Annotated in this window: 17 protein-coding genes and 1 other RNA gene; 13 read left to right on the forward strand and 5 right to left on the reverse strand. The window is 40.9% G+C overall.

The genetic code is table 11. The features are described 5' to 3' along the window. Nucleotides 1-94 precede the first annotated feature (94 nt). Nucleotides 95-1483 (forward strand): transaldolase, encoded by a 1389-nt coding sequence (locus tag N8A86_RS20950; protein ID WP_273567146.1) that lies wholly within the window; start codon nt 95-97, stop codon nt 1481-1483. Between the two features lie 51 nt (nt 1484-1534). On the opposite strand, the gene fsa is transcribed toward N8A86_RS20950, so the two are convergent. The 3 genes from fsa to ffs form a co-directional block, all read right to left on the reverse strand. Then, nucleotides 1535-2188, reverse strand: a complete 654-nt coding sequence (gene fsa, locus N8A86_RS20955; RefSeq protein ID WP_273567147.1) for a fructose-6-phosphate aldolase — start codon at nt 2186-2188, stop codon at nt 1535-1537. Nucleotides 2189-2251: 63 nt separating this feature from the next. Continuing rightward, entirely contained in the window at nt 2252-3061 is an 810-nt protein-coding gene (locus tag N8A86_RS20960) for an SDR family oxidoreductase (protein WP_273569112.1), read from the reverse strand. A gap of 225 nt (nt 3062-3286) precedes the next feature. Continuing rightward, nucleotides 3287-3385, reverse strand: an RNA gene (ffs, locus tag N8A86_RS20965) — signal recognition particle sRNA small type. A gap of 161 nt (nt 3386-3546) precedes the next feature. On the opposite strand from ffs, the gene N8A86_RS20970 reads away from it, so the two are divergent. The 8 genes from N8A86_RS20970 (at nt 3547) to N8A86_RS21005 (ending at nt 11489) form a co-directional block, all read left to right on the forward strand. Next, nucleotides 3547-4584 carry a glutaminyl-peptide cyclotransferase gene (locus N8A86_RS20970; RefSeq protein ID WP_273567148.1) on the forward strand — a complete coding sequence of 346 codons (1038 nt, stop codon included), beginning with the start codon at nt 3547-3549 and terminating at the stop codon, nt 4582-4584. 4 nt (nt 4585-4588) lie between these two features. Next, complete coding sequence (locus N8A86_RS20975) at nt 4589-4987, forward strand: acyl-CoA thioesterase (protein WP_337251690.1); 399 nt, start codon at nt 4589-4591, stop codon at nt 4985-4987. Between the two features lie 12 nt (nt 4988-4999). Continuing rightward, nucleotides 5000-6550 carry a hypothetical protein gene (locus tag N8A86_RS20980; protein ID WP_337251691.1) on the forward strand — a complete coding sequence of 517 codons (1551 nt, stop codon included), beginning with the start codon at nt 5000-5002 and terminating at the stop codon, nt 6548-6550. A 198-nt stretch (nt 6551-6748) separates the two neighbouring features. Further along, complete coding sequence (locus tag N8A86_RS20985; RefSeq protein WP_273567149.1) at nt 6749-7477, forward strand: LytR/AlgR family response regulator transcription factor; 729 nt, start codon at nt 6749-6751, stop codon at nt 7475-7477. Nucleotides 7478-7498: 21 nt separating this feature from the next. After that, nucleotides 7499-7783 carry a hypothetical protein gene (locus tag N8A86_RS20990; RefSeq protein WP_273567150.1) on the forward strand — a complete coding sequence of 95 codons (285 nt, stop codon included), beginning with the start codon at nt 7499-7501 and terminating at the stop codon, nt 7781-7783. A gap of 36 nt (nt 7784-7819) precedes the next feature. Further along, a complete protein-coding gene (locus tag N8A86_RS20995; protein WP_273567151.1) occupies nt 7820-9991 on the forward strand; it encodes a tetratricopeptide repeat-containing sensor histidine kinase in 2172 nt (723 codons plus the stop codon). Beyond that, nucleotides 9988-10680, forward strand: coding sequence for a helix-turn-helix domain-containing protein (locus N8A86_RS21000; RefSeq protein WP_273567152.1), 693 nt, complete (start codon nt 9988-9990; stop codon nt 10678-10680). The genes N8A86_RS20995 and N8A86_RS21000 overlap by 4 nt, the downstream gene beginning before the upstream one ends. Nucleotides 10681-10838: 158 nt before the next feature. Next, nucleotides 10839-11489, forward strand: a complete 651-nt coding sequence (locus N8A86_RS21005; RefSeq protein WP_273567153.1) for a hypothetical protein — start codon at nt 10839-10841, stop codon at nt 11487-11489. An 18-nt stretch (nt 11490-11507) separates the two neighbouring features. On the opposite strand, the gene N8A86_RS21010 is transcribed toward N8A86_RS21005, so the two are convergent. After that, on the reverse strand, nt 11508-12782 hold the full coding sequence (locus N8A86_RS21010; RefSeq protein WP_273567154.1) for a serine hydroxymethyltransferase: 1275 nt from the start codon (nt 12780-12782) through the stop codon (nt 11508-11510). Between the two features lie 111 nt (nt 12783-12893). Between N8A86_RS21010 and fahA the strand changes: the two genes are divergently transcribed. Together fahA and N8A86_RS21020 are read left to right on the forward strand one after the other, a co-directional pair. Beyond that, nucleotides 12894-14183, forward strand: coding sequence for a fumarylacetoacetase (fahA, locus tag N8A86_RS21015; protein WP_273567155.1), 1290 nt, complete (start codon nt 12894-12896; stop codon nt 14181-14183). A 145-nt stretch (nt 14184-14328) separates the two neighbouring features. Further along, entirely contained in the window at nt 14329-15516 is a 1188-nt protein-coding gene (locus N8A86_RS21020; RefSeq protein WP_273567156.1) for a hypothetical protein, read from the forward strand. 28 nt (nt 15517-15544) lie between these two features. On the opposite strand, the gene ytxJ is transcribed toward N8A86_RS21020, so the two are convergent. Continuing rightward, nucleotides 15545-15934, reverse strand: coding sequence for a bacillithiol system redox-active protein YtxJ (gene ytxJ, locus N8A86_RS21025; protein ID WP_337251692.1), 390 nt, complete (start codon nt 15932-15934; stop codon nt 15545-15547). Between the two features lie 167 nt (nt 15935-16101). Between ytxJ and clpB the strand changes: the two genes are divergently transcribed. Both clpB and N8A86_RS21035 read left to right on the forward strand, forming a co-directional pair. Continuing rightward, the gene (gene clpB, locus N8A86_RS21030; RefSeq protein WP_273567157.1) at nt 16102-18702 is read left to right on the forward strand and encodes an ATP-dependent chaperone ClpB; all 2601 of its coding nucleotides are present in this window, start codon (nt 16102-16104) and stop codon (nt 18700-18702) included. Between the two features lie 117 nt (nt 18703-18819). Next, on the forward strand, nt 18820-19416 hold the full coding sequence (locus tag N8A86_RS21035) for a TetR/AcrR family transcriptional regulator (protein WP_273567158.1): 597 nt from the start codon (nt 18820-18822) through the stop codon (nt 19414-19416). Nucleotides 19417-19443: the final 27 nt, after the last annotated feature.

Here is a 19443-nt window from a genome sequence, read left to right on the forward strand (position 1 = left end):
ATCTTAACGCAACTGCCTTATTTTTAACGCACTATTAACAGCATGGCCTGTATGGGTTTCTTAATTTTGGTCGTTACATAGTAGATATTAGTCTATGATTAAAAAATTACTCTTTCTATTTCTTTTCGTATTAGCAAGTTGTAGTAAAGGAGAGAGAAAATCCCCCAATGTTTTTTTTGCTGGTGAGATTGTAAATCCAACGAACAACTATGTAGTGCTTCACCAAGGCGATGTGGTAATCGATTCGGCTAAATTGGATGACAATAACCGATTTATCTTTCGACTGGACTCCATTGAAGATGGCCTTTATCATTTTAATCATGCTCCCGAACTCCAATATGTCTATTTAGAAAAAGGAGATAGTCTTATGCTTCGCCTGAACACGGTCGACTTCGATGAATCGCTTATCTACACTGGTTCTGGGGAAGAAATCAACAATTTTTTAATCGACCTCTTTTTGGCGAACGAAGAAGAAATGTTCGATGTTCTTTCTACATACTACCCGATGGAGCCCGGAGATTTTTCAAAGAGAATGGATTCGCTACGAAATTTGAAATTAAATAATTTAAAAGAACTGACCTCGGAAGTTGATTTATCTCAAAACGCTCAAGAAATCGGTGAAGCCGCAATAAATTATACCTATTTCAATTATAAAGAACGCTACCCTTACGAGCATAGAGGGCGTACTAGTGAGCTTGCCATGCACGAATTGCCCGATAATTTCTATGACTATCGTAAATATGTGAGCTATGACAATAAAAGGCTGAACTATTTGAGGCCCTATTATGATTTTATGAAATCGCACGTTGAAAATCTCACCTTTATGGGTTGTTCACATGATTGTGCCGGTAAAGATGAAATTGTAAAGAACCAACTTCATTATAACAAGCATAAATTAAAACTGATAGACAGCGTAGTCATCGAAAAGGAGCTGAAGGACAACCTTTTTAGAAATGTAGCTTTGTACTATCTTTTAAAAGGACATGACAAAGAAGAGAACAATGCCCAATTTATCGAGGAATTTAAAAAATTATCACACAATAACAGGCATTCTGAAGAAATTGACAATTTGTACAAGGGTATTCTGAATATTCAGCCCAATAAAGAGATACCTGATGTTTTTGTTATCGACAATCAAGGTAATTCCGTTTCGATTAAAGAAATAGCCGGAAAGAAAAATATGGTTTTCTATTTTTGGTCGGCAGATGACAAAAAGCATTTTAATAGTATAACCCAACGTGCCCTAGAAGTTTCTGAGAAAAAACCGGAATACTCGTTCGTTGGAATCAATATTATGACCGATGAGTCCACCTGGAAAGAGATGGTTAAAAACAAAGGTCTCGATGAATCGAAACAGTTTCGGGCTAAAGATTTCAGAAAACTACACGAAGCACTGATTATATATCCGATGAATAAATGCATTATTGCCAAAGATGCCAAAATCGTCGATGCTTTTTCAGATATGTATGCCTCATTCCAATAAAAAAACCGCTCATTTGAAGAGCGGTCTTTTGTAGTACTTTGTACCGAAATGCTAATTACCTTTTTTGTAATCTGCCAAAAACTTTTCCAGACCTATATCGGTCAATGGGTGTTTCAACAGCCCTTCGATAGATGATAAAGGTCCTGTCATGACATCGGCCCCTAATTTGGCGCAGTCTATAACGTGCATGGTGTGCCGAACAGAGGCAGCCAGAATTTGCGTTTCAAAGGCATAATTATCATAAATATGACGGATTTCGGCAATCAAGTTCAAGCCATCGGTCGAGATATCGTCCAAACGGCCGATAAAAGGCGATACATAGGTTGCACCGGCCTTTGCGGCGAGTAAAGCCTGCCCAGGCGAAAAGACCAAAGTGCAATTCGTACGTATGCCCTTATCGCTGAAATATTTTAATGCCTTTACCCCATCTTTTATCATGGGTACCTTGACGACGATCTGATCGTGAAGTTCGGCCAGTTCTTCCCCTTCCTTTATCATTCCTTCTAATTCAGTTGCGATGACCTCGGCAGAAACGTCGCCATCGACAATATTACAAATATCGACATAGTGTTTCAGTATATTATTTCTACCGGTGATGCCCTCTTTCGCCATCAAACTAGGATTCGTGGTCACGCCATCTAAAACACCTAGTGCCTGAGCTTCCCGTATTTGGTCTAAATTCGCCGTATCTATAAAAAATTTCATATTTCGTTTACTTTATTTGGATTAAAAATTCAACTTCTTCAACTATTTTGTCAAGTTCACAAATTACAATTTATAATGGTTTAACAAGAGTTTCTCATATACTTTGTCCGGCAGGATTTTCTTCAGTAAGAGCGAAAACTTTTGCATGAACGCCCCTACCCTATAATGTACTTTCGGTTGATCGGTCTTAATGATAGACAATACTTTTTGAGCCACGGAAACGGGGTCGCCCGCCCTATACACATCATCGTTGATCATTTTAAGTGTTTGAGCGTAGGCCGCTCCGTAGGGTGAATTTTGATTAACGGGGGCATGATATCTTCCAGATGCAATATTTGTGGCAAAATCGCCCGGACCCAAAGTGGTCATTTCGATTCCAAAGGTCTTTATCTCCATCCGCATGGCTTCCGTGGCCAGTGCCAATGCGCCTTTCGATGCGGAATAAATTCCCCGAAAGGGCAATCCCATATAACTGGCTATGGATGTAATGTTGATAATGAGTCCTGATTTTTGTTCCCGCATTTGTGGAAGAACCGCCTTGATCATATGCAGCGGTCCGTGAAAATTGGTGTCCAGACACTTCAATATTTCTTCATGCGGAGTCTCTTCAATAGGCCCAGTAATACCAACGCCCGCATTGTTTATTAAAACGTCCAGCCTTCCTTCTTTTGCGATTATGGTATCGACAGCCTCTTGAATGGAAATTACGTTTCCAACATCGAGGAAAAGCAACTCGAAAGATTCAAAATGTGCGTGTTTTTCCAAATTTCGGGTAGTACCATATACCGAAAATCCTTGGGACGAAAGATACATACCGATCGCTTTTCCAATGCCTGACGAACCTCCCGTAATGAGTACTACCTTACGTTCCATGACGACTGCAAAATAACGAATAAAAGATGGGGTTATACTCATGATCATTTAGAAATTCGGGGATTTTAGGGAAATTTATTTTTTCTCTCCCAAGGCAAAATTTTTTAGCATAGCCTTAGCTACGGTTAAAAATTTTGCCTTGGGAGAGGGGAAAAGAAAAAGACAAACTCGAATTTTTAAGTGGTAGGAGTATCGGAAAAGTGGAGGGCAAATTTAGGGCACAAAAAAAGGCAAGCTACCTACATCGCACCGCTACGACCATATACCCTTGCTGCGTTCCCACCCTGGGGGATTCTACAGGAGCTGGTCGTGTAGGACTTGCCAACTACAAATATACGACCTTTTAAATCTATCACAATAGTTTTACATTCTTAATTTTATCGATTAACTTGCCCCTTATTATTATTTCCAACGGTCTTTTGAATCGACTATTTATTTCTTTTTAAAAAACAAACACCCAAGGTAAATAACTCTTTTTTATGAACATGAGTAAATTTTTTCTACTGAATACCGTGCTTTTCACATTTTTGGCCTGTGGTGGTGAAGACAAGAGCCGACTTTTTGAACTTAGCGTCGATGGTAAACAATTCAGCCAAAATGAAACAATAACGGTCTCCATAAAAAATTCGAAGGAGAAAATCATTAACAGTGTGGTCTACTCCATTGATGGAAAGGAACTTTCGGAAACGAACGGTGGCATTCCACTTGACATACCTACTTTGGGCAACAAGATTTTAAAAGCACAGATAAACTACGAAGATGGTTCGACCGAAGTCACAAAGGGCATCAAAGTACTTGCCGCCAAAGCTCCCGAAATATATACATACGAGATTATCAACGAATATCCTCATGACAACAGGGCCTACACACAAGGGCTAGAGTTTCACAACGACACGCTTTATGAAAGTACGGGCAAGAGAGAAAGATCTTCGCTTCGAAAAGTCGATTATAAAACAGGAAAGGTCTTGCAGCAAATTGATCTGGACAATACCGTTTTCGGGGAAGGCCTTACCATTTTGAACGGCAAAATCTATCAGCTTACATGGCAAAACGGAGTGGGATATATTTACGATGTAAACAGTTTCACAAAAACGGACAGTTTTCAATATGGCGAAAGTCGTGAAGGTTGGGGCTTGGCCAATGATGGCAAGAAAATTTTCAAAAGCGATGGTACTGAGAAAATATGGTTTTTAAATCCGGCTACTTTAGTTGAAGAAGGGCATATCCAAACGGTAACCAATAAATCGATAAATGATAAGGTAAATGAAATGGAATATGTCGATGGTAAAATTTACGCCAATGTCTACCAAAGACCCAGTGCCATGATAATCGATGCGCAGAGCGGTGCCATAGAAGGCGTCGTTAATTTTAGCGGTCTGGACCAAAAAGTGACCAAGACCGATACATGGGACCCAAAAGACAATGTGTTGAACGGTATTGCATACCATCCAGAACGAGAAACGTTTTTCGTTACCGGAAAGGATTGGGACAAACTCTTCGAGGTCAAAATCTTCAAAAAATAGGGCGATGGAAACTTTTGAAAAGTTGTTAACCGTCGGCGAAGATGACCTCGACGACCTAGAACATGTAAACAATGTGCGCTATGTACAATGGATACAAGACATTTCAAAAGAACATTGGCAAACAAATGCACCCGCCCAGATGCAAGAAGGTGTAATTTGGGTAGTGATGACCCATCATATTACCTATAAAAGTGCTGCGAAACTCGGTGATGTCATTCAGATAAAGACCCATATTGCAAAAAGTCGAGGTGCCACTTCAGAAAGGGTAGTTGAAATGTTCGACTACAAAACAAAACGACTTTTGTTGCGTTCCAGTACTGAGTGGTGCTTGTTGAACGCTAAAACGAATAGGCCCATGCGGATTTCCGATGACATCAAAAATGTTTTTACCGCACGGGTTTAGAATATAAGATCCTTGAACGTAAAAATTTCCATACATCCATTTTTATACAGCTTGGTGTTGTTAGGTATGTTGGTGCTTTGGAGTGCCTGCCGAAAGGATCTGGAATATGCTCCAAGTGCCGGAAATCTTGAATTTTCAAAAGACACTGTGTTTTTAGATACCATTTTTACCAATCTGGGGAGCAGTACCTATGCACTTAAAGTGTATAACCGCACCCGTGATGATATCGAAATTCCCTCCATACGTTTGGCACAAGGTCAGAATAGTGATTACCGTCTCAATGTTGACGGTGTCGCGGGCAAAGAATTTCACAATATTCCCGTTTTTTCGCAGGATAGTCTTTTTATTTTTATCGAAACGACCCACGATATAAGTACTTCAGGCCAGAATACATTTTTGTACACCGATGCGATTCAATTCGATTCGGGGGATGACCAACAAGAAGTGCAGCTCGTTACGCTGGTAAAAGATGCCATATTCCTCTACCCTAAAACCCTTTCGGACGGTACCAAGGAAACAATTGTTGTGGGATTTGATGAATCAGGAAAGGAAATTCGAGTCGAGGGCTTCCTTATGACAGATGACCAATTGAATTTCACGAACGAAAAACCGTATGTCGTTTATGGATATGCCTCCGTTCCATCGGGCAAAGAACTTCAAATCGCGGCCGGAAGCAGGGTTCATTTTCACAAAGATTCAGGTATTTTGATTATCGAAGGTGCTTCCCTGAAAATTAACGGCACATTGAGTACGGACCAAGAATTATTGGAGAACGAGGTCATTTTTGAAGGTGATCGCCTAGAGCCAGAGTTTGAGAACATTCCAGGGCAATGGGGAACTATTTGGCTATCAAAAGGCAGTATCGACAACAGTATCGACCATCTGACCCTTAAAAATGCCACTATCGGTCTGTTAGTCGAAGGAGATGAAGCAGGGCCATCCCCTACACTAGTCCTAAGGAATTCACAACTTTATAATAGTGCGGCTGTCAATCTATGGGGGCGAACGGCTTCAATAGTCGGGGAAAATTGTGTTTTTGGAAGTGCAGGAAACATTTCATTGTACTGTAATTCAGGGGGCGACTACTCCTTCATACATACTACCATCGCGAATTATTGGCAAAACGGATTCCGGTCTGGCGCTGCCTTGGAAATAGATAATGCTAGCACTGAAGGAAATGCCTCCGATTTGACCCAAGCGCAATTTATCAACTGCATCATCGATGGAAATAAGGATGTTGAACTAACATTGCGTCACAACGGATCGAATGCTTTCTCCTATTCTTTTTCTCATTGCCTGCTCAAATTCAGGGACAATAGCGACAGTTTTGAAAACAACCCCTTGTACGATTTTGACAATGCATCATTATTCCAACAACTCATTGTAAACGAGGATGTAGCTTTTTGGGATGCGAGGAATAATGATTTTCGTATCGATGAGGCATCAGCGGCCAAGTCCATCGCAAATCCTGACGGTGCCTTAGCCGTTCCATTGGACATTTTGGGTATGGACCGTACCGCTTCACCTGATGTTGGCGCATTTCAAGCCGCCCCAAAGAACTGAGTTCTTTTTATGTATAAGGTTTTCAAGATTTAATCGACTGGATGAAAGAACGTACTTCAAATAAGCTCAGGTTATAGGTATTTTCTCTCAAAAGCTTTCATTTTCAATGGATTAAAACAAAATCGCTAGTTTTTCTAAACATTTCGTATAGTCTTCTTTCAACTACTATCCTTACTTTGCACAAAATTGTTTCGTGCTTTGGACTACACCTACGCCATAATCGATTCCGATGCGACTTCGAACCTGCAGCTCAGCCACTTTTTGGAAGAGTACGGAGACTTCGAGTGCGTTGCTGTGGCTCGCGATAGTCAAGAAGGCCTGAACACCATTTTGAAAAACCTGCCCGATCTTATCATTGTGAACCTTAATGACAAAGCCTCCGAATATTTCCAAATGGTCATCGAGATGCATCTTTACCTAAGGGAGGTACCTTTGATCATCGGTATTTCTAAAACCAAGGCATATGCCTATGATGCCATAAAGAATGGTTTCTTTGATTATTGGTTGCAGCCCTATAATGAGTTTGAAATTCGAAAATCGTTATTGAGGCTCGAAAAGAAAATGCCCAAAAAAGAACCCAATACACTTTGCCTAAAATCATATAGCGATTTTCAGTACCTCAACACCAACGATATTTTATATTTAAAGTCGGATAACAATACCACCGAATTTGTTATGAAAGACGGTTCGGTGAACAACGCCTTCAAGACGCTAAAGACCTTCGAAGATCAACTGCCCACAAATTTTGTTCGGATCCATCAAAGTTATATCGTAAATACCAACTACATCTCTCGGATCAATTACGGCAAGAATATTTGTTCGTTAAAAGACCAACACAAACAATTACCCTTCTCAAAAGGGTACCGTGGCAATGTCGACGGACTCAAAAAAATGCTCTCGAAAAAATCGATTTCAACCTTCGATTAGTCTAATTCTCTCAAAATAGGTTTGATTACCCCGCAAACCGGTTCGTTTGCTCGCAAGATTTTTCTTCATAAGCCCAAAGCGCTATTCGTTGGTAGTTTAGCACTGTATTTAAAACGAACCATAACCCCTAAAATTTTAATGATTATGAAAAAAGCAGTAAGTATTTTTGCCGTAGTATTGATGACCGTTGGACTGTTTTCAAACACCGATAATACAAGTAACGACAATACCGACCTAGTTGTAGTTCAAGATACTCAGGCTTGCGACCAGTGTGATAGCCCAACCGATAAAAGAGGGACAGAATAATAACAATTTTTAATACAGATGTTAAAAGCCCTAAACATGTTTTTAGGGCTTTTTCTGTATCTTGCAAGTAGGAGAAGTTCTATGTTACCGACCAAACCGACATATCGAATCTTGTTTTACATTTCCATATTGGCATTGGGTTTGTATTCCTGTTCTAGGGATAAAAACAATTCGTCTACGAATACTCTTTATTCTTCAGAGCAAAACGACAGTATTTCATTTTGGATTCAACAAGGCAAGGATTCAGACTTTTCTGAAAAAATGCAAAAAATAGCGTTCCAAAAAGCCTATGGACAGATTCAAAAAATTTCATTGGATTCTGTAAAGACCAAATACCTTTCCCAACTTTCTCTAGCCACGATAAATTTTAAGGATTCGCTCCTTTTCAAAAGGATAAATGAAGAAACCATTGCACAGGCCCAGAAGACTAATGATTCTGTGGTGTTAGCCGAGGCCCATTGGGACAGAGCTGAATATTATAATGTTAAGGCCATTCCCGATAGTAGCTTTTATCACTTTTATGAAGCTCAGAAAATCTATGAGGGCTTAAAAAATAACTATTATTCCGGAAGGATGATGTACAATATGGCAGTATCACAAAAGGAGGTCAAAGATTTTACGGGAAGTGAGATTACAACAATTCGGGCCATTGAATTGTTAAAACCCCTTGAAAAGAACAGACAATTATATCTCTGCTACAATCATCTCGGAAATATTACCCAAAGCTTAAAGGAATATGACCGTGCATTGGAATATTACCGAATCGCAGAAGGATACTTAAAAGAATTGGAAAAAAGAGAAGGTTTAGAACGAAGCTTATTGAACAACATCGGTATGGTCTATCAGAGCGATGGGCAAGATGAAGAGGCCATTCCCTATTTTAAAAAGGTGTTGGAATATGATAGCCTTAGGTATATAAATCCACAATTGTATGCCAAGGCCATGAACAATCTGGCATATAGCCGTTATAGAAATGGGGATAAAACAGCCGTCGAATCACAATTAAAGATGGCGCTTGGCATACAGGATAGTATCGACGATACAGCAGACAAGTCCATTACCCAATACTTTTTGGCCGATTACTATTTAGGAGAAAAAGATAGTATGAAGGCATTGGCGACCGCGAGAAAAGCAAAACTATCGGCAGAATTGAGCAGTAACAACGAACGCCTTTTGGAAACCTTACAGTTATTGACCCGTATCGACCCTAAAAATGCCACGGGCTATACACAGGAATATATTACGCTTAACGATGAGTTGCAGGAGCAAGAACGCCAAGCGCGTAACAAGTTTGCCCGGATCCGTTTCGAGACTGATGAGTTTATCGCCGAGAACGAAGAATTGGAAGAAGAAAAACAAGTGCTAACCAACCAAAAGCAGATTTGGACAGGATTGGCCCTTGGGGCATTGTTTTTTAGCGTATTTGTATATGTTCTTGTTGACCAACGGCGAAAAAATCAAAGATTGCGCTTTCAGAAGGCGCAACAGGCGGCCAATCAAGAAATTTTCAATCTTATGCTCTCCCAACAGCAAAAAGTGGAAGAAGGCAAAAAGGGAGAACAGAAAAGAATCTCGGAAGAACTGCATGATGCCGTATTGGGCAAAATGAACGGTATCAGAATGTTACTGATCGGACTCGGTAACAAGTCTGACGAAACGGCAATAAAACTAAGGGACAATGCTTTGGAAGACATGAAAAAGGTCCAAGATGAGATTAGGGAGATTTCCCATGAATTGAGCCATGCGGCCTATCGTCACATTCCGAATTTCATTAACTCCATACAAAGCCTATTGAACACGACCGAAGAGGCGTCTAAAGTCAAAACTACTTTTACCCATGACGAAATGGTCGATTGGGATGGTTTGACCGGTGATATTAAGATAAATTTGTACCGTATTATACAAGAAAGTGTTCAAAATGCGTTAAAACATGCGCAATGTAAAAACATAGTTATTAACTTTGGAATAACGGAAGATGACCTACGTATTTTAGTAACCGACGACGGTATCGGATTTGAGGTTAGAAAACGAAAAAAGGGCATCGGAATGCGCAATATCAGCTCGCGGGTGAAAAAAATGAACGGAAGCTGGTTCATCGAAAGTAAAAAAGGTAAAGGAACGACCTTACAACTGACGATACCCATCGAGTATCATTCCCCCGAACTGAACGAATTCTTAAAGAAACAAGGAATACATCAAAGTTCATGAGCACCGAAAATCCGGACATCATAGAGTACAAGCGAATTTTGGCAGTCGACGACCACGAAATGACAACACTAGGCTATAAATATATTCTAGAGGCTGCCGAGTTCGACGACTACAAGGTCATAGTCGACACCTGCAAGACCTTCGAAGACGCCAAGTCTAGAATAGAGCAATCGGCAAAATTGTACTGCTACGATATATTTCTACTTGATATACAACTGTTCGGTCCTGAAGAAAAAGATGCCCGGTCGGGTGAAGACCTAGGGATCTTGGCCCGCAAAGTGGCCCCTGACACGAAAGTAGTATTCATGTCTTCTTTCGGTGATGCCTACAGAATACTGAATATCTGTAAAACGACGAACCCCGACGGCTATCTGGTAAAATCGGAAATCGACAAGCTCACTTTGATAGCCATGGTCAAGAAGGTATTGGAAAATCCCCCATATTACACCGCGATTGCCATGAAAGCGTTACGAAATAACGCCGCATATGCGGACATGGTCAGCGAACAGGACAAAAAACTACTATATTACCTCGCCAAAGGGGTCAGGGTCAAAGAACTCCATGAGATTTTATCGGTATCCGCCGCGACCATTAACTCAAGAAAACGTCACCTGAAATCCATTTTTGGTATTGAGCATGGTAATGATTTAGCATTAATCGAGCAAGCACGAGAGCGAGGCTTCTTATAACCATTATTTTTTATCTTCTAAGTAGTTGATTTTTAGTTAATTAAGTTCAATTTTTTATGCTACAAACAAAATCGCTAGTTTTTCTATACTTTTTGTATAGTCTAGATTCATAGATTACTTCTAATTTTACGGGTTGTAAAGACTTTTACGAAGTACGTATGTCATTGACACCCGATAATTTTAGGAAAGCATTGTTGAAGGGAAAACCACAAGATTTTCAAATTGAAGCATTGGACAGTTTTGTCAACAGTGTCGAGCGAGATTTCTTTGCTTCAATCTATTTGACCAAAGAGCTGACCAAAAAAAAAGGATGTCTATTGACGTTAGAGCTAACCTGTAATCTTAGCTTAGCTGGTATTTTATTCCATTTTAATAGAAATGAGTGGGGTGCATTTGATGCTGTGGGTTCCTCCCTATCCAAAAATCTTGAAGTTCTTGAATCGAACAATCCCTTTTCCATCGATATTGATGAATTTTCGCTTTTTCTAAAAGATACCGCCATAATCATCAATAGAATCCATTCCAAGAGCATCCTAGAACAACTACACACTATAATCTCGGAAATCGCTCGGCACTATGTGCATATGACCAAAGCGTTGGATGAAATGCCCTTTGAGATTTACGTTCCGGTCTTTGATTCGAATAATGAAGATAAGGATGATACGGCACAAGATTCGGTCGAAATCGACAAAAGCCCTGAGGAATACTACAAATATTGGGGGCTTTACTTTGACTCTGGTAAAAATCCGATGATCTACAGTTTGGAAAATCATCGATTATTTTCTGCAGATCTGTTCATTTTTCCCTAATCGTAATTTCAGAGCGACTTATTCGTTGAACAATGCCCTGCCCTTCATCATCGCATTGACTTCTTTACGAACGGAAGCTAACACACTTTCCGATTCGGGATTCATCAGAACCTGGTCAACCAATTCTACAATAGTCGGCATATCGGCCACCTCTAGACCTCGAGTAGTAATGGCGGCAGTACCAAAACGAATACCCGATGTGACAAACGGAGATTTGTCGTCAAAGGGCACCATATTCTTATTCGCAGTGATATCGGCCTTTACCAAGGCTTTTTCCGCATCCTTGCCCGTAATGTTCTTATTTCTCAAATCGATGAGCATCATATGGTTATCGGTTCCACCGGAAATAATTTTGTAATCTTTTTCTACAAACTCCGCAGCCATGGCCTCGGCATTCTTCTTGACACGTAGCATATATTGAAGAAATTCGTCTGACAAAGCTTCCTGAAAAGCAATGGCCTTAGCAGCTATAATATGCTCCAACGGTCCGCCTTGATTTCCTGGAAAAACCGCCAAATCCAACAAGGCGGACATTTTTCTAAGGTTTCCGTTTTTAAGGGTTATTCCGAAAGGATTATCAAAATCTTTCCCCATTAATATAAGTCCACCACGGGGACCGCGTAGAGTTTTATGGGTCGTAGTGGTAACGATATGGCAATGTGGAATGGGGTCGTTCATAATTCCCTTGGCAATAAGACCGGCAGGGTGCGAGATATCGGCCAATAAAAGTGCATCCACGCTATCGGCAATCTCCCGGAATCGGGCAAAATCCATATCCCGTGAATATGCCGAAGCACCTGCGATAATCAGTTTAGGGCGTTCTTTCGTAGCAATTTCCTGAATCTTGTCATAGTCGAGAACCCCGGTCTCCTTATCCACTCCGTAAAAAACGGGGTTGTACAATCTTCCTGAGAAGTTTACGGGAGAACCGTGCGTCAAATGTCCGCCATGGGATAAATCAAAACCTAGAATAGTATCTCCCGGTTTCAAACAAGCATGGTACACCGAGGCATTGGCCTGTGAACCGGAATGCGGCTGCACGTTGGCATATTCTGCACCGAAAAGTTCTTTGGCGCGATCAATGGCCAATTGTTCCACCTCATCAACTACTTCGCAACCTCCATAATATCGCTTCCCCGGATATCCTTCGGCATACTTATTGGTCAACACCGATCCAGCGGCCTCCATCACTTGGGGGCTGGTGAAATTTTCCGAGGCAATAAGCTCGATGCCATTGATTTGACGTTCTTTTTCAGCTTCGATGAGTTCAAAAATGCGGTGGTCGCGTTGCATAGTAAAGTATTCTGTTAAATGAGGCGTAAAAATACAAATTGCCAATCGTTAATTCGTAGAAAAGAATATATTTGATCAAGAATTTATCAAACAACAATTAACAAAAAAAGCATGCCCATCAACGCTAATAATCCCGATAAAAAAACGTGGCTTCCCGTACCCGAAAATTCAGATTTCCCTATTCAAAATATTCCTTTTGGGGTTTTCTTGACACGTGATGATATCATTACCATCGGCACCCGAATAGGTAATACGGCCATCGATTTGGGAGCCTTGCACCAATTGGGTTATTTTGAGGGCATACCCTTGACCGAGGATATCTTTCTACAGGACACGCTGAATGATTTCATTTCAGATGGCAAACAGACCTGGCGCTTGGTGCGCAACCGAATCAGTGATATTTTCAACATTGAGAACAGGGTCCTTCAAAACAACGAAGACCACAAAAAAGTCGTTCTTTTTTCGATGGATGAAATCGAGATGAAATTACCGGTTCTCATTGGCGATTATACCGATTTTTATTCGAGTAAAGAACATGCTACCAATGTAGGTACCATGTTTCGGGATCCTGAAAACGCCCTGATGCCTAATTGGCTGCATTTACCTGTTGGGTATCACGGAAGAAGTTCGACCATCGTGCCCAGTGGAACCCCGGTGAGAAGACCCATGGGACAAACATTTCCAAAAGGAGCCGAAAAACCTATTTTCGGGCCTTCCAAATTAGTCGATTTTGAATTGGAAATGGCTTTCATTACAACGGATGGCAACGCTATGGGAGAGCCCATAAGCATTGAAGAAGCCGAGGATCATATTTTCGGAATGGTAGTTTTCAACGATTGGAGCGCCCGTGATATTCAAAAATGGGAATATGTTCCGTTAGGGCCTTTTTTGGCCAAGAACTTTGCCTCTTCCATCTCACCTTGGATCGTTACGCTGGATGCTTTGGAGCCTTTTCGTGTGGAAAGTCCCGAACAAAATCCTGAACCCTTCTCCTACCTGCAGCAAGAAGGAAAACATAGTTTTGACATTCATTTAAAAGTTGCGATTACCCCGGAGAATGGAAAATCAAATGCGGTTTCAAAGTCTAATTTCAAGTATATGTACTGGACCATGGCACAGCAACTTGCGCATCATACAGTAAATGGGTGCAAGGTCAACAGTGGCGATATGATGGGCAGCGGAACCCTTTCAGGGCCTACTCCCGACTCATACGGTTCAATGCTCGAACTGGCTTGGCAAGGCACAAAGCCCATTAAACTCGATAACGGCGAAGAACGAAAGTTTATTCATGACGGTGATACCGTAACCATGACGGGTTATTGTACAAAGAACGGGGTACGCATCGGATTCGGGGAATTGAGCACCAAACTACTCCCCATATTTGAACCCAAAAAGAAGTAATCGAGCCTATAAAAAGGTTCCTTAGAGACTGTCTTGAAATAGTCTCTCAACGATTTCATACGATAGTTTATCGTTTTACGTTATCAATAGACCCGATTTTGGCATGGCTGTTGAAAAGGGTACGGAAACAGTAAAACCTATCGTCATGAAAAAAATACTACTATTCAGTCTCGTAACATTCGTGTTTATCGCATGTGGTGGTATAAAAAAGACCCAGCAGGCCGTAAATACGGGCAACTACTCAAATGCAATCGAGAATTCGTTGATGAATTTAGCGGAGAACAAAGATAAAAAAAGACATCAGCCCTATATTCTCTTATTGGAGGAAGCCTTTGAAAAGTATTCGCAGCGAGAGCAGGAAAAAATCACGTTTTTGGAGAAAGACGAAAATCCTGCCAACTATGAGGCCATCTACAATAGCTACAATAACCTGAAAAATGTTCAAGAGCGCATTAAGCCCCTGATACCACTTTATATTATGGACGAAAATCGAAATGCTGAATTTGCGTTTGAAAACTATGATAACGACTTACTAGATGCGAAAGACCAGCTATCGGAGTATCTATACGATAACGCATCCGACTTGTTGGAGAATGCGACTAGTAAATACGACTATAGAAAAGCGTATGACGATTTTGTTTATTTGAACAAAATCAATCCTGGTTTTGAGGACAGTAAATTGAAAAAGGAAGAAGCACATACCAAAGGTCTCGATTATGTCAGGGTAGGTATGCTAAACCATACCGATCAGATAATCCCTGCTAGATTGGAGGAGGAGTTATTGAACTTCAATACCTACGGACTTGATAATCTATGGACGGAGTACCATACCAATCCCCTATCGGATATTGACTACGACTATGCCATGGAAGTTTCCCTAAAAGACATTGCCATATCGCCTGAACAAGTAAGCGAAAAACAAATCATTAAGGAAAAACAGATCAAGGATGGTTATAAATATGCCATCGATGCCGAAGGCAATGTAGTCCGAGATAGTCTGGGTAACAAGATCAAGGTGGATAAATTCAAGACGGTCAAGTGTAATTTTTATCAATTTACCCAATTCAAAACTGCTCAAGTTGCTGGTATAGTTAGTTTTACGGAGTTAAAGAAGCAGCAGGTTTTAAATTCATATCCATTGTCAAGTGAATTCGTATTCGAACACGTATATGCAAATTATGATGGTGATAAAAGAGCCTTGGAAAACGATTTGGTCTCACTATTGAATTTGGCCGCCGTGCCATTTCCGACCAATGAACAAATGGTCTATGATGCCGGCGAGGACCTAAAACTAAGGTTAAAATCAATATTAAGTCGACAACAATTCAACTAAAAAAAATCCCCGAATCATCGGGGATTTTTTATATATAAGAGTTCAAATCAATATCGGTAATGGCTCCATGTGAATCATGGGCCACCACTACCCCATTCCAAATTATCAATAGTTGAGGAGATTGATGAAATACCTGAAAAGTATGCGCAACTTCATTTGAGACTTCTCGGAAGCTATGTAGGTCTAAATAATAGAGATCTACCCGATTTTCCGCAAAATTAAAACCCCTACCGAACATATTTAGAACCATTCTGCTGATTCCACAGGTGGTGGAATGCTTGAAAATCATTTGGGTTCGACCCTTGGAATTTTCCTTGATTTCATCAAGTTGCTCGATTGATGTAAGCGGTATCCACGGAATTTTAGACTCTTCCTTTTTCTCCTTCGCTTCTTTCTTTCCAAATAAATTGTTGAACATAAGTATACTTTTATTATATCAGTCGAATCGTCTGGACAAACTTACACACTGCCGAAATGTCTTGCTATTATTGATTTTATCCGACATTTTGTCCGGCATTATCAGTTGGTAAGGTTGTTGACTTCTATTAATCAAAAGTAAACAATAGCAATAAAAATAGTTTAGATATGAACTTTAATAATTTTACCATAAAATCACAAGAGGCCATCCAACGGGCGCAGCTGATCGCTCAGGAAATGGGGCATCAACAGATAGAAAACGAACATTTTTTCAAGGCCATTTCAGAGGTCGAGGAAAATGTGCTTCCCTTCCTGTTGAAAAAACTGAACGTAAACGTTTCCATGTTGAAACAAATATTGGATAAGGAACTTGAAAGTTTCACTAAAGTTTCAGGAGGCGAAATCATGGTTTCCCGTGAAGCGGGAAAAACATTGAACGAAGCCAGTATCGTTGCAAAAAAGATGGAAGATGAATACGTCTCCATAGAGCATTTGATTTTGGCGATTTTCAAATCGAAAAGCAAGATTTCGCAAATTCTCAAAGATCAAGGAGTTACAGAAAAAGATTTGAAATCGGCGATCGAGGAGCTACGCAAGGGCGGCAAAGTGACTTCCCAAAGTGCGGAAGACACTTATAATTCCTTGGATAAATATGCCCGAAACTTGAATCAATTGGCGGACAGCGGAAAGTTAGACCCCGTAATCGGTCGAGATGAGGAAATAAGGCGTGTACTACAAATATTATCACGACGCACCAAGAACAACCCCATATTGGTGGGCGAACCCGGTGTGGGCAAGACAGCCATTGCCGAGGGATTGGCCCATCGCATCATTCAAGGCGACGTTCCTGAAAACTTGAAAGATAAGGTTATCTATTCTTTGGATATGGGTGCCTTGATCGCTGGGGCAAAATATAAGGGTGAATTCGAAGAAAGGTTAAAATCAGTCATCAAAGAAGTAACTACTTCGGATGGCGATATCGTACTTTTCATTGACGAAATACACACACTTGTAGGCGCTGGCGGCGGTCAAGGCGCAATGGATGCCGCCAACATTCTAAAGCCCGCACTTGCACGTGGAGAACTACGCGCTATCGGAGCCACAACGCTAGACGAGTACCAAAAATATTTCGAAAAGGATAAAGCATTGGAGCGACGATTTCAAAGGATTGTCGTTGATGAGCCCGATACCGAAAGTGCGATTTCCATCCTAAGGGGTATCAAAGAGAAATACGAAGCACATCACAAAGTGCGCATCAAAGACGAAGCTGTAATCGCGGCTGTAGAACTATCGCAGCGATATATTACAAACCGATTCTTGCCCGATAAGGCCATTGACCTAATGGACGAGGCCGCATCAAAGCTTCGGATGGAAATTAATTCGAAACCTGAGGAACTCGATGTGCTCGATCGCAAAATCATGCAATTGGAAATCGAAATAGAAGCCATAAAACGTGAGGACGATAAGGCAAGACTAAAATCGTTGAATGCCGATCTGGCCAATATCAAAGAAGAGCGAAACGAAATATTCGCGCAATGGGAAAGTGAAAAAACAGTAGTCGATAATATTCAAAAGACAAAACATGATATCGAGGAGTTCAAATTAGACGCCGAACGGGCCGAAAGAAATGGGGATTATGGACTAGTGGCGGAACTGCGGTACGGAAAAATCAAGGAAGCCCAAGAAAGACTGGAAACCCTTCAAAAAGAGCTTCAAGAACAACAGCACGCCGGCACCTTGATAAAAGAAGAAGTCACCAAAGAGGATATTGCGGAAGTTGTTGCCAAATGGACCGGTATACCCGTGACCAAGATGTTGCAATCCGAGCGGGAGAAATTATTGAAATTGGAACAGGTATTACACAAAAGAGTGGTGGGACAAGAAGAAGCGATTCAAGCCGTCTCCGATGCGATACGTCGAAGTAGAGCCGGTCTTCAGGATACCAAAAAGCCTATCGGTTCTTTTCTTTTCTTAGGAACTACGGGTGTTGGTAAGACTGAGTTGGCCAAAACCTTGGCCGCTTATTTATTTGATGATGAGAACGCCATGACCCGAATCGATATGAGCGAATATCAAGAACGACATTCCGTTAGTCGCTTAGTTGGGGCACCTCCAGGATATGTGGGTTATGATGAAGGTGGGCAACTGACGGAAGCAGTTCGTCGTCGACCCTATTCAGTAGTGCTTTTGGACGAAATCGAGAAGGCGCATCCCGATACGTTCAATGTCTTATTGCAAGTTTTGGACGAAGGAAGGTTAACGGACAATAAAGGTCGTGTGGCTGACTTCAAAAACACGATTATCATCATGACCAGCAATTTGGGCAGTCACATTATTCAGGAGAAATTTGAGAATAGCAATGACATTTATAGTGCCACCGAAGCAGCTCGTGTAGAGGTTCTAGGACTATTGCGAAAAACTATTCGCCCCGAATTCTTGAATAGAATCGATGATATTATCATGTTCACACCTTTGAATAAAGAAGACATCACACAAATCGTAAGATTACAATTGGACGGATTGAAAAAGATGTTAGACAAACAACATATAGCCATTGACGCGACGGACGAGGCAATAGATTACCTGGCGAATAAGGGCTACGACCCCCAATACGGGGCTAGACCAATTAAAAGGGTCATTCAGAAAGAGGTGCTTAACAATTTATCAAAAGAACTTCTGGGCCGCACCATTAAGGCCGATAGCATCGTACTTATCGATTCGTTCGATGATGCACTAGTGTTCAGAAATCAGAACGAACTGGTGAAATAACTTTAAAAGTTCTCCAATGAGGTATCTCCATAAAATTATTTTTGTGGAGATACTTTTTTATTAACAATATACCATGCAGTATATAGTTTTTTTATATTCGTATAAAATTGCTATAAAATGACCACAAAAGCCGAAAAAACCACCAAATATATTATTGAGACGGTAGCCCCTATTTTCAACAAATTAGGGTACGTCGGTACAAGTATGAGCGACCTAACCGAAGCTACAGGTCTAACCAAGGGCGCCCTTTACGGCAACTTTGAAAATAAAGAAGCACTGGCGTTATCCGCCTTCGAATATAATAGTAAGCGTTTGCTGGTCGCAATTGATGAGCAACTGAATACTGAGGGCACTTCGCTAGAAAAACTCTTTGTACTTACCAAGTTCTATCGAAATTATGATATTTATACCATGGAAATGGGTGGCTGCCCCATCTTAAAAATCGGTGTGGATGCACAACATAACAATGCCCTTTTAGCGGCGGCAGTACGAGAAACCATTAAGACCATAGAAGGAAAAATTGCCCTAGTGCTTGAAAACGGAGTGAACAGCAACGAACTTCACCTACCGGTTACACCTTTGCAGTTTGCGAAGCAACTCTATACTATGCTTCAAGGAGCGGTCGCAATGACCACCATAACGAAAGACCGTAAATATTTAATGAATACGGTCGCCTATTTGGATGTACTCATTAATAGGGAAATCAAGAAATAAGGTTGTTTTTTCCAAACGGACCAAAAC

It is taken from the genome of Maribacter halichondriae (assembly GCF_027474825.1).
Taxonomy (GTDB): Bacteria; Bacteroidota; Bacteroidia; order Flavobacteriales; family Flavobacteriaceae; genus Meishania; species Meishania halichondriae.

Bases quoted from the DNA above. Each gene is read 5' to 3' on its own strand.
- N8A86_RS21000 (WP_273567152.1), top strand. From the start codon at position 9,988: ATGAGCACCGAAAATCCGGACATCATAGAGTACAAGCGAATTTTGGCA.
- fsa (WP_273567147.1), bottom strand. From the start codon at position 2,188: ATGAAATTTTTTATAGATACGGCGAATTTAGACCAAATACGGGAAGCT.
- N8A86_RS20975 (WP_337251690.1), top strand. From the start codon at position 4,589: ATGGAAACTTTTGAAAAGTTGTTAACCGTCGGCGAAGATGACCTCGAC.
- N8A86_RS21035 (WP_273567158.1), top strand. From the start codon at position 18,820: ATGACCACAAAAGCCGAAAAAACCACCAAATATATTATTGAGACGGTA.
- N8A86_RS20970 (WP_273567148.1), top strand. From the start codon at position 3,547: ATGAGTAAATTTTTTCTACTGAATACCGTGCTTTTCACATTTTTGGCC.
- N8A86_RS20950 (WP_273567146.1), top strand. From the start codon at position 95: ATGATTAAAAAATTACTCTTTCTATTTCTTTTCGTATTAGCAAGTTGT.
- N8A86_RS21005 (WP_273567153.1), top strand. From the start codon at position 10,839: ATGTCATTGACACCCGATAATTTTAGGAAAGCATTGTTGAAGGGAAAA.
- fahA (WP_273567155.1), top strand. From the start codon at position 12,894: ATGCCCATCAACGCTAATAATCCCGATAAAAAAACGTGGCTTCCCGTA.
- ytxJ (WP_337251692.1), bottom strand. From the start codon at position 15,934: ATGTTCAACAATTTATTTGGAAAGAAAGAAGCGAAGGAGAAAAAGGAA.
- N8A86_RS20995 (WP_273567151.1), top strand. From the start codon at position 7,820: ATGTTTTTAGGGCTTTTTCTGTATCTTGCAAGTAGGAGAAGTTCTATG.
- N8A86_RS21010 (WP_273567154.1), bottom strand. From the start codon at position 12,782: ATGCAACGCGACCACCGCATTTTTGAACTCATCGAAGCTGAAAAAGAA.
- N8A86_RS20960 (WP_273569112.1), bottom strand. From the start codon at position 3,061: ATGGAACGTAAGGTAGTACTCATTACGGGAGGTTCGTCAGGCATTGGA.
- clpB (WP_273567157.1), top strand. From the start codon at position 16,102: ATGAACTTTAATAATTTTACCATAAAATCACAAGAGGCCATCCAACGG.
- N8A86_RS21020 (WP_273567156.1), top strand. From the start codon at position 14,329: ATGAAAAAAATACTACTATTCAGTCTCGTAACATTCGTGTTTATCGCA.